Source organism: Aurantibacter sp., from assembly GCF_042094015.1.
Lineage (GTDB): Bacteria > Bacteroidota > Bacteroidia > Flavobacteriales > Flavobacteriaceae > Aurantibacter.
Genome location: NZ_JBELDZ010000018.1, coordinates 26,746 through 37,622 on the forward strand (window position 1 = coordinate 26,746; position 10,877 = coordinate 37,622).

At 31.4% G+C, this 10,877-nt stretch carries 11 protein-coding genes; all 11 read right to left on the minus strand.

The genetic code is table 11. The annotated features are described in order from the left end of the window. Nucleotides 1-44: 44 nt before the first annotated feature. The 11 genes from ACFDSN_RS04410 to rpsK all read right to left on the minus strand — a co-directional run bounded on the left by ACFDSN_RS04410 (nucleotide 45) and on the right by rpsK (nucleotide 10,740). Entirely contained in the window at nucleotides 45-932 is an 888-nt protein-coding gene (locus ACFDSN_RS04410) for a bifunctional 5,10-methylenetetrahydrofolate dehydrogenase/5,10-methenyltetrahydrofolate cyclohydrolase (protein ID WP_375238619.1), read from the minus strand. Between the two features lie 56 nt (nucleotides 933-988). Further along, complete coding sequence (ffh, locus tag ACFDSN_RS04415; RefSeq protein ID WP_375238620.1) at nucleotides 989-2,317, minus strand: signal recognition particle protein; 1,329 nt, start codon at nucleotides 2,315-2,317, stop codon at nucleotides 989-991. Nucleotides 2,318-2,428: 111 nt separating this feature from the next. Further along, entirely contained in the window at nucleotides 2,429-2,926 is a 498-nt protein-coding gene (locus tag ACFDSN_RS04420; RefSeq protein WP_375238621.1) for a hypothetical protein, read from the minus strand. Between the two features lie 13 nt (nucleotides 2,927-2,939). Further along, a complete protein-coding gene (rocF, locus tag ACFDSN_RS04425) occupies nucleotides 2,940-3,899 on the minus strand; it encodes an arginase (protein ID WP_375238622.1) in 960 nt (319 codons plus the stop codon). Between the two features lie 65 nt (nucleotides 3,900-3,964). After that, on the minus strand, nucleotides 3,965-5,251 hold the full coding sequence (locus ACFDSN_RS04430; protein ID WP_375238623.1) for a citrate synthase: 1,287 nt from the start codon (nucleotides 5,249-5,251) through the stop codon (nucleotides 3,965-3,967). Between the two features lie 185 nt (nucleotides 5,252-5,436). Then, nucleotides 5,437-6,729: a phosphopyruvate hydratase gene (eno, locus tag ACFDSN_RS04435; protein WP_375238624.1), complete on the minus strand. Its 1,293-nt coding sequence runs from the start codon at nucleotides 6,727-6,729 to the stop codon at nucleotides 5,437-5,439. Nucleotides 6,730-6,740: 11 nt separating this feature from the next. Then, nucleotides 6,741-7,847, minus strand: coding sequence for a glutamine-hydrolyzing carbamoyl-phosphate synthase small subunit (carA, locus tag ACFDSN_RS04440; protein WP_375238625.1), 1,107 nt, complete (start codon nucleotides 7,845-7,847; stop codon nucleotides 6,741-6,743). Between the two features lie 104 nt (nucleotides 7,848-7,951). Further along, the gene (gene rplQ / locus ACFDSN_RS04445) at nucleotides 7,952-8,422 is read right to left on the minus strand and encodes a 50S ribosomal protein L17 (protein WP_375238626.1); all 471 of its coding nucleotides are present in this window, start codon (nucleotides 8,420-8,422) and stop codon (nucleotides 7,952-7,954) included. A gap of 62 nt (nucleotides 8,423-8,484) precedes the next feature. Beyond that, nucleotides 8,485-9,477 carry a DNA-directed RNA polymerase subunit alpha gene (locus tag ACFDSN_RS04450; RefSeq protein WP_375238627.1) on the minus strand — a complete coding sequence of 331 codons (993 nt, stop codon included), beginning with the start codon at nucleotides 9,475-9,477 and terminating at the stop codon, nucleotides 8,485-8,487. 93 nt (nucleotides 9,478-9,570) lie between these two features. Beyond that, the gene (gene rpsD / locus ACFDSN_RS04455) at nucleotides 9,571-10,176 is read right to left on the minus strand and encodes a 30S ribosomal protein S4 (protein WP_375238628.1); all 606 of its coding nucleotides are present in this window, start codon (nucleotides 10,174-10,176) and stop codon (nucleotides 9,571-9,573) included. A gap of 171 nt (nucleotides 10,177-10,347) precedes the next feature. Next, nucleotides 10,348-10,740, minus strand: coding sequence for a 30S ribosomal protein S11 (gene rpsK / locus ACFDSN_RS04460; RefSeq protein WP_375238629.1), 393 nt, complete (start codon nucleotides 10,738-10,740; stop codon nucleotides 10,348-10,350). Nucleotides 10,741-10,877: the final 137 nt, after the last annotated feature.

Consider the following 10,877-nt stretch of genomic DNA (forward strand, 5'->3'; position numbering starts at 1 on the left):
GAAAAATTATTTTCAGGTCTAAATATAAGTGTATTTTTCTAATATTAATTAGAAGCTGATCTATGTCTTTCTCTAGCTAATAAAGTATTCTTTAAGAGCATTGCTATTGTCATTGGTCCCACTCCACCAGGAACTGGTGTAATAAAACTTGCTTTTTTACTTACGTTTTCAAAATCTACATCTCCAGTAATTACATAACCTCTTTTATTAGAATCGTCTGGAACACGAGTAATTCCAACATCTATAATTACAGCATCATCTTTTACCATTTCTGCTTTTAAGAAGTTTGGAACTCCTAATGCTGAAATTATAATATCTGCTTGAGATATAATTTGAGTGATGTTTTTAGTATGACTATGTGTTAATGTTACTGTTGAGTTTCCAGGAAAACCTTTTCGTCCCATTAAAATACTCATTGGTCTTCCAACAATATGAGAGCGACCAATAACTACAGTATGCTTTCCTTTTGTATCTACATTATATCTATCCAATAATTCTAAAATCCCAAATGGTGTTGCTGGAATAAAAGTAGACATATCTAATGCCATTTTTCCAAAATTTGTAGGATGAAAACCATCTACATCTTTATCTGGATTTACTGCCATTAATACTTTTTGAGTATTAATTTGTGGTGGTAATGGTAGTTGAATTATAAAACCATCAATATCATCGTTCTGGTTTAAATCTTCAATTGTATCTAATAATTCTATTTCACTTGTTGTATTAGACAAATTAACCATTGTAGATTCAAAACCTACACGTTCGCAAGCACGAACTTTACTTCCAACATAAGTTAAACTAGCTCCATCATTTCCAACAATTACAGCTGCTAAATGCGGCACTTTTTCACCATTAGCCTTCATCTTATCGACTTCGACTTTGATTTCGTTTTTAATGTCGTTACTTACTTTTTTACCATCTAAAATTGTCATACTTCAAAAAGATTTCAGGTTACAGAATTGTAATAGTTAATTATATTAAAATAAGTTTAACGCATATTTTTCATAGCCTGCATCATTTTTTTTCCGCCGCCACCTTGCATCATTTTCATCATTTTACTCATCTGCTGAAATTGCTTCAACAATTGATTAACCTGAGTTACAGATGTTCCAGAACCTTTACCAATTCGTTTTTTACGACTTGCGTTAATTACGCTTGGATTTGTTCTTTCTTCAACCGTCATAGAATGAATTATAGCTTCAATACCTTTAAAAGCATCGTCGTCTATATCTACGTCTTTCATCATTTTACCTGCACCAGGAATCATCCCGATAAGATCTTTCATATTACCCATTTTTTTGATTTGCTGAATTTGTTTTAAGAAATCATCAAATCCAAATTGGTTTTTTGCTATTTTTTTCTGAAGCTTTCTAGCTTCTTCTTCATCAAATTGATCTTGTGCACGTTCTACTAAAGAAACAACATCTCCCATTCCAAGAATACGATCTGCCATACGAGATGGATAGAAGACATCTATAGCTTCCATTTTTTCTCCTGTACCAATAAACTTAATTGGTTTATTTACAACAGACTTAATCGAAATTGCAGCTCCACCACGTGTATCTCCATCTAATTTTGTAAGTATTACTCCATCAAAATTTAAAATATCGTTAAAAGCTTTTGCTGTATTTACAGCATCTTGACCTGTCATAGAATCCACAACAAATAATGTTTCTTGTGGCTCTATAGCTTTATGAATATCTGAGATTTCAGCCATCATAGCTTCATCTACTGCTAAACGACCAGCAGTATCTATAATAACTACGTTATGACCGTTTTCTTTTGCATGTGCTATACCAGCTTGTGCTATTGCAACTGGATTAGTATTTCCTTTGTCGCTATAAACATCTACTTTAATTTGCTCTCCAACAACATGTAATTGATCAACTGCGGCTGGTCTATAAACATCACAAGCAACTAATAAAGGTTTCTTTGTTTTTTTATTTTTTAAGAAGTTAGCTAATTTTCCAGAAAATGTCGTTTTACCAGAACCTTGCAAACCAGACATTAAAATTACAGTTGGTTTTCCAGATAGGTTAAGCCCTTCTGCATCTCCACCCATAAGTTCAGTCAACTCATCTTTAACAATCTTAACCATTAATTGACCTGGCTGAAGCGTTGTTAATACGTTCTGACCTAATGCTTTATCTTTTACACGAGCGGTAAAATCTTTAGCAATTTTAAAGTTAACATCGGCATCTAAAAGCGCTCTACGTACTTCTTTTAAAGTTTCGGCAACGTTTACTTCTGTAATGCTACCATGTCCTTTTAGTACATGTAGTGCTTTATCTAACTTTTCGCTTAAATTATTAAACATAGTGTTTTTTGTATTCAGTTATCAGTCTGCATTAAGCATTCTGAGTTTTAATATTAAGTTGCAAATTTAAGTGTTTTTAGTGGGATTTTAAAGTTTGAAATTCTATAATATTTATCTAAAAAATAATATTAAACCTATACTTAAAATTATTATAATTCTTATTATTAGATATTTTAAAAACGAGCTGCTTTTTTTTGAAATGAGATACAATGACAGTATTAATGAAATAACCAACCCTACTAAAGGAAGTAAAGTTAAAACAGTCGCTCCAGGCCAATGCATTATTTTAAAAAGAACACCAATTAAAGATGATGAAAACAGTATCCCAATTAAAATAACAAAAATCATTTGTTTTACTGAAACTCCTAGGTAACTTTCTTTTTTATGAATTTTAAATAATGGAATACCATTTAGTATTGCAAAAGAAAGATACAAATACATCATAGATCCTAACGATAATGATAATATCAAAAGTAAAGAACTTCCTGGAATATGCATTATTTTTAATACCGCCGAAATTATTATAAAAGAACAAAGAATTAATTCTAAACCATTAAACTTAAAAGCAGGTTTTTCTGTTTTTTCAAATTCATTAAAATTATTATCCATAATTTTTAATCTCTTATCTAAGCGATTCTTTTAAAACATTTGTCACACTATCTAATACTTCAAAAGCTGTTTCTGCCATTTTATTTCCTTTTGTATCCAACAAAGGATTCACCTCTACAAACTCTAAACAAACTACTTTTTTTGTTTCTAAAAATTGGTTTATAATTTGTATAACTTCGTATTGATCAAAACCTTTTGGCACTGGAGTTCCAGTTCCGTAAGATATAGCATCGCAATCCATACTATCTACATCAAAAGACACATATATACTATCGCAATCTTTTAATTGTTCTATAGCTTCGTTTACACAAGTAGTAAGTGTTCTATATCTTACTTCTGAAACTTTATAGTTTTTAATATCAAGTTTTTCAATTTGCTTGTCTTCTGGTTCTTCTGTATCTCTAACTCCAAAAAAGATAAGATCTTCTGGTTTAACTTTAGCTCCAGAAAAGCCTATATTTTTCATTCCTATCCAATGTTCTTCTGTTTCAGAAGTGACCGTATTAATTTTACAATCCATATTATCTTCAGACAAAGCTGCTGCCAAAGGCATACCATGAATATTTCCAGAAGGTGATGTATATGGCGAATGTAAATCCGCATGAGCATCTATCCAAATTACACCTAATCGCTTATTTGGGTTAGCTTTCTTAATTCCACTTATAGTTCCTAGAGCTGAAGAGTGGTCTCCAGACAAAACCAAAGGAAAATTATTGTTTTCAACATTTTCACAAACAGCGTTTGAAACTCTAGTACAATGTGAATGTATATTCTCTATTCGTTTAGCAAAGGAGTTTTTTGTTTTGTTATAAATCGATTGATTTTCAGTTTCTATATCTTCAAAATCAAATTGAGTAAAATAATTATTATTTGCATTTATTGCAGCTATTTCAATAGCATCTATCCCCATATCTGAGCCTCTTGTTCCTGCTCCTATATCGGATCTATTTTTTAAAATCTTAATTGGTTTCATTTAAATATATATTAAAAAAGCTCCATAGTAATTACTATGAAGCTTTGCTTTTTTAACTTGAAATATTATCTATTATCTACAGATTTAAATTCTCTGTGAGTTTCACCTGTGTAAATTTGTCTTGGTCTTCCAATTGGCTCTTTACGCAAACGCATTTCTCTCCATTGTGCAATCCAACCAGGTAAACGTCCTAAAGCGAACATTACCGTAAACATTTCTACAGGAATTCCCATAGCTCTATAAATAATTCCAGAGTAAAAATCTACATTAGGATATAATTTACGATCTACAAAATACTGATCACTTAAAGCTTCAGAAGCTAATCCTTTAGCAATATCTAAAACAGGATCTTCAACACCTAAATCTGCTAAAACTTCGTCTGCTGCAACTTTTATAATTTTTGCACGAGGATCAAAGTTTTTATAAACTCTATGTCCAAAGCCCATTAAACGGAAAGGATCTTGCTTATCTTTAGCTTTAGCCATAAACTTTTTAGTGTCTCCACCATCTTGTTTAATAGCTTCTAACATTTCTAAAACAGCTTGATTTGCTCCACCATGTAAAGGTCCCCAAAGTGCAGAAATACCTGCAGATAAAGATGCAAATAAACCTGCGTGAGAAGAACCAACAATTCTTACTGTAGACGTAGAACAGTTTTGCTCATGATCTGCATGTAAAATTAATAATTTATCTAATGCATTAAATAACACATCGTTTTGTACATAATCTTCGTTTGGTTTTTCGAACATCATTTTTAAGATGTTTTCAACATAACCTAAACTTTTGTTTCCATAATTTAATGGCTGACCTTGAGTTTTACGCATTGTCCAAGCTACTAAAACAGGGAATTTACCCATAATTTTAACGATAGCTTTATACATATCTTCTTCCGAATCTACATTTACTGAAGATGGATTAAATGCTGTTAATGCACTTGTTAAAGAAGATAAAACTCCCATTGGATGCGCTGACTTAGGGAATGCATCTAATATTTTCTTTAAATCATCATCTACATGAGATTCATCTTTAATATCCTTATGAAATCTTTCTAATTGATCTTTAGTAGGTAATTCACCAAAAATCAATAAATAAGCTGTTTCTAAAAAATCACCTTTATCTGCTAAATCTTCAATAGAATAACCTCTATATCTTAAAACACCTTCTTCTCCATTTAAGAATGTAATAGCACTTTCACAAGCTCCTGTATTTTTATATCCAGGATCAATAGTTGTTACTCCTCCAGTAACACCTCTTAAGGCTTTTATATCTATTCCAACTTCATTTTCCGTTCCAACAACTAACGGAAACTCGTGTTTTTGTCCGTTAATTTCTAAGGTTGCTTTGTTTGACATATATTATGTGATTTTTCTAAATTATTATAAGTGTTGTAAATTTACGAAAACTATAGCAATTTAGAAAGTGCTTTTAGAATGGTTTTAACAATTTTTATATTGAAAAAACTTATAGTTGACACAAAACAAAGAAAGCCTTACTGAAATTAACACTAAGGCTTTCTTGTATTGATTAAAAAAGAAATTTATTTCTTGATTTTAAATGCTTTTTCTTTTGGGTAATAAGCAACATCTCCTAACTCTTCTTCTATACGAATTAATTGATTGTATTTAGCCATACGATCACTTCTAGAGGCAGAACCTGTTTTAATTTGACCACAGTTTAATGCTACTGCTAAATCCGCTATAGTATAATCTTCTGTTTCTCCAGATCTATGAGACATTACAGAAGTATAACCTGCGTTATGTGCCATATTTACAGCTGCAATAGTTTCTGTTAAAGTTCCTATTTGGTTCACTTTAATTAAAATTGAATTCGCTATATTCTCATTAATACCGCGAGATAAACGATCTACGTTAGTTACAAACAAATCATCTCCAACTAATTGTACAGAATCTCCAACTTGTTCGGTAAGGTATTTCCAACCTTCCCAATCATTCTCATCCATTCCATCTTCAATAGAAATAATTGGATAATTACGAGATAATTCTGCCAAATAATCTGCTTGTTCTTTACTCGTTCTAATTTTTCCAGATTGACCTTCAAATTTAGAATAATCATATTTTCCGTTAACATAAAATTCTGCTGCTGCACAATCTAACGCAATCATAATATCATCGCCTAATGTATAACCTGCATTCTTTACTGCTAAAGCGATAGTATCTAAAGCATCTTCTGTTCCATCTAAAGTTGGAGCAAAACCACCTTCATCTCCTACAGCTGTACTTAAACCACGATCATGTAATACTTTTTTAAGATTATGAAAAATCTCTGTTCCCATTTGTAAAGCATGAGAAAAATTATCTGCTTTAACAGGCATAACCATGAATTCTTGGAATGCAATTGGTGCATCACTATGAGAACCACCATTAATGATATTCATCATTGGCACTGGTAATGTATTCGCTGATACTCCACCAATATATCTGTATAAAGGTATATGCAATTCTGCTGCCGCTGCTTTAGCAACAGCTAAAGAAACACCTAAAATAGCATTAGCTCCTAATTTAGACTTATTAGCTGTACCATCTATTTCGCACATTAATTTATCTATGAAATTTTGCTCAAAAACATTAACACCTAACAACTCTTGTGCTAAAATCGAATTAACATTATCAACAGCATTAAAAACGCCTTTACCCATAAATTTATCTCCACCATCACGAAGCTCTACTGCTTCATGTTCTCCTGTTGAAGCACCTGAAGGAACTGCTGCTCTTCCAAAATATCCATTTTCTGTTTCTACATCAACTTCAACAGTAGGATTACCTCTTGAATCAAATATCTGTCTTGCATGTACGTTAATAATGATACTCATAGTATTAATATTTATTTAGTTGATTTAATGTTTTCAATAAACTCATCGAATAAGTAAGAAGAATCATGTGGTCCAGGACTTGCTTCTGGATGATATTGTACTGAAAAACAATTTTTAGATTTCATTTTAATCCCTGCAACAGTATGATCGTTTAAATGTACGTGTGTAATTTCAATATCTGAATGTGCTTCTGTTTCTTCTCTACTAATAGCAAAACCATGATTTTGAGATGTAATTTCTCCTTTACCAGTAACTAAATTCTTTACAGGATGATTTATACCTCTATGGCCATTATGCATTTTGTAAGTAGAAATACCATTTGCCAATGCAATAACTTGATGACCTAAACAAATTCCAAATAATGGATTATTATCAGATATAATTTGTTTTGCAACATTTTGAGCAGATATTAATGGTTCTGGATCTCCAGGACCATTTGATAAGAAATAACCATCAGGATTCCAAGCTTTTAAATCTTCATACGTTGCATCGAAAGGAAATACTTTTATATATGCATCTCGTTTTGCAAAATTACGTAAGATATTTGTTTTTATTCCTAGATCTAAAGCTGCAATCTTTATTGAAGCATTTTCATCTCCATAAAAATAAGGAGATTTAGTAGATACTTTTGATGCTAATTCAAGCCCGTTCATATTAGGCACATTAGCTAATTTCTTTTTAAGTACTTCAATATTATCAACTTGAGTTGTAATTAAAGCATTCATAGAACCATTATCTCTAATATAAGATACAAGAGCTCTTGTGTCCACATCTGAAATAGCTAAAGTGTTATGCTCGTTTAAAAAATCTTCTAAAGAACCATCAGAATCTTCACGAGAAAAGTCATAACTAAAGTTCTTACAGATTAAACCAGAAATTTTAACAGAACAAGATTCCATTTCATTCTTATTAACACCATAATTACCAATATGTGCATTGGTCGTTACCATTAGTTGTCCAAAATATGATGGATCTGTAAAAATTTCCTGATAGCCAGTTGTTCCTGTATTAAAACAAACTTCGCCAAATGCAGTACCTTCTTTCCCTACAGCTTTACCGTGGAAAATTGTTCCGTCTGCTAATAGTACTAATGCTTTTTTAAGTTTTTGATATTTCATCGTTAAAAGGGTTATTTTATTGATGTAAAAGTTTTGCAAAATTGCATAAAAAAAAGGATAAACTAAAATAGTTTATCCTTTATATTTAAAATGCTTATTAACATTTATTCTTCTTCGTTAGTTGCTTTTGACTCTACTGGAGCAGCTTCTGGCTTAGAACCACCACGACGAGAACGACGAGTAGTTTTCTTAGCAGCTTTATCTGCATTATAGATTTCATTATAGTCAACAAGTTCAATCATCGCCATATCAGCGTTATCTCCTAAACGATTTCCAAGTTTAATAATTCTTGTATATCCTCCTGGACGATCAGCTATTTTAACTGCAACATCTCTAAATAAATCAGTTACTGACTCTTTTTGACGTAGTTTACTAAAAACTAAACGTCTGTTGTGAGTAGTATCTGTTTTAGATTTTGTAATTAATGGCTCAACGAATTGTTTTAAAGCTTTAGCTTTTGCAACAGTTGTATTAATACGTTTGTGTTCTATTAAAGAACAAGCCATATTAGCTAACATTGCTTTTCTGTGAGCTGTTTGTCTTCCTAAATGGTTAACTTTTTTTCCGTGTCTCATGACATTTTAAAATTTACTACATCTTGCATCAACCTGAGTATCAAGGGGCAAAATATGTAGTGTTAGTCTTTGTCTAATTTATATTTTGATAAATCCATTCCGAAATTAAGACCTTTAACATTAACAAGCTCTTCAAGCTCAGTTAAAGATTTTTTACCGAAGTTACGGAACTTCATTAAATCATTTTTATTAAAAGATACTAAGTCTCCTAAAGTATCTACTTCTGCAGCCTTTAAACAGTTAAGAGCACGAACAGATAAGTCCATATCTACTAACTTAGTTTTAAGCAACTGTCTCATGTGAAGAGATTCTTCATCATAAGTCTCAGTTTGAGCAATTTCATCAGCTTCTAATGTAATACGCTCATCAGAAAATAACATAAAGTGATGAATTAATGTTTTAGCCGCTTCTGTTAATGCGTCTTGAGGTGTAATAGAACCATCAGTTTGGATTTCGAAAACTAATTTTTCGTAATCTGTCTTTTGTTCTACACGAAAGTTCTCAATACTATACTTAACATTTTTTATAGGAGTATAAATTGAATCTGTAAAGATGGTTCCAACAGCAGCTGTAGATTTTTTATTTTCTTCAGCAGGAACATAACCTCTTCCTTTTTCAATTGTAATCTCCATATTAAAAGCTACTTTTGGATCTAAGTTACAAATCACTAAGTCTTTGTTTAATACTTGGAATCCTGAAATAAACTTTTGAAAATCACCTGCAGTGATTGTTTCTTGACCAGAAATAGAAATGGAAACAGTTTCGTTGTCTACATCTTCAATTTGACGTTTAAAACGAACTTGTTTTAAACTTAAAATAATCTCTGTAACATCTTCAACAATACCTTTTATTGCTGAAAACTCATGATCTACGCCTTCAATTTTCACTGAAGTTATAGCAAAACCTTCTAAAGAAGATAAAAGTACACGACGTAAAGCGTTACCAACTGTTAATCCATATCCAGGTTCTAAAGGTCTAAATTCAAATTTACCTTCGAAATCTGTAGAATCAATCATGATTACTTTATCAGGTTTCTGAAAATTAAATACTGCCATCTTTTCTTCGTTTTAATTGTTATTTAGTTGCGCGATTTATAAGTATGAAGAAGACAAATAAATCCTTTGGCTAAATACCAATATGATTAATTATTATTTAGAGTAAAGTTCAACAATGAACTGCTCATTTATATTTTCTGGGATTTGAAGTCTAGCTGGTACAGAAACATAAGTCCCTTCCTTTGTAGCTGTGTTCCATGTAATCCATTCGTAAACATTACTAGAGTTAGATAAAGATCTCTCAATAGCTTCAATAGATTTAGATTTCTCTCTTACCGCAACAACATCTCCTGCATTTAAAGAATAAGAAGGGATATTTACCAACTCACCATTTACAGTAATATGTCTGTGAGATACTAATTGTCTAGCAGCACTTCTTGTTGGTGCAATACCCATTCTAAATACAACATTATCTAATCTAGATTCACATAACTGTAATAAAACTTGTCCTGTAATTCCTTTAGAAGCTGTTGCTTTTTTGAATAAGTTTCTGAATTGTTTTTCTAAAATACCATAAGTATATTTAGCCTTTTGCTTTTCCATTAATTGGATTGCGTACTCAGATTTTTTTCCACGACGACGGGCATTTCCGTGTTGTCCTGGAGGATAATTTCTTTTTTCGAAGGATTTATCTTCTCCGAATATAGCCTCGCCAAATTTACGAGCTATTTTAGTTTTAGGACCAGTATATCTTGCCATTTTTAATTGTTTTTAAGAGTGATTATGAATTAAGGTCTTAATCTTATCCTTCGATAACCGTTAATCTCTAGTGATACTTATTAATTATTTTTTTGCGTGTGCAAATTTATACAAAAAAAATTAATATCAACCGTAATAAAACAATTGATATTAATTTAATTAAATATAAAATTATACTCTACGACGCTTTGGAGGACGACAACCATTGTGTGGTAATGGAGTAACATCAATAATTTCTGTTACTTCTATACCAGCATTATGTATTGAACGAATAGCAGATTCTCTACCATTTCCTGGTCCTTTAACGTATACTTTCACTTTTTTCAAACCTGCTTCTTTAGCAACTCCTGAAGCATCTTCAGCAGCTAATTGAGCAGCGTATGGTGTATTTTTTTTAGAACCTCTGAAACCCATTTTCCCAGCAGATGACCAAGAGATCACATCACCTTTTTTATTGGTTAAAGAAATAATAATGTTGTTAAAAGATGCTGTTACGTGAGCTTCTCCAACAGATTCTACTATAACTTTACGTTTTTTAGTAGTTTTAGCGTTTGTCTTTGCCATATTCTAATAGTTCTTAGTTTAGTTGATAGTCGCTAGAATCCTAAACCTTAATTTCAAACAGATTCTTTCCAACGTCTATACTAAAGACTAAATTAATTATTTAGTTGCCTTTTTCTTGTTAGCAACAGTTTTTCTTC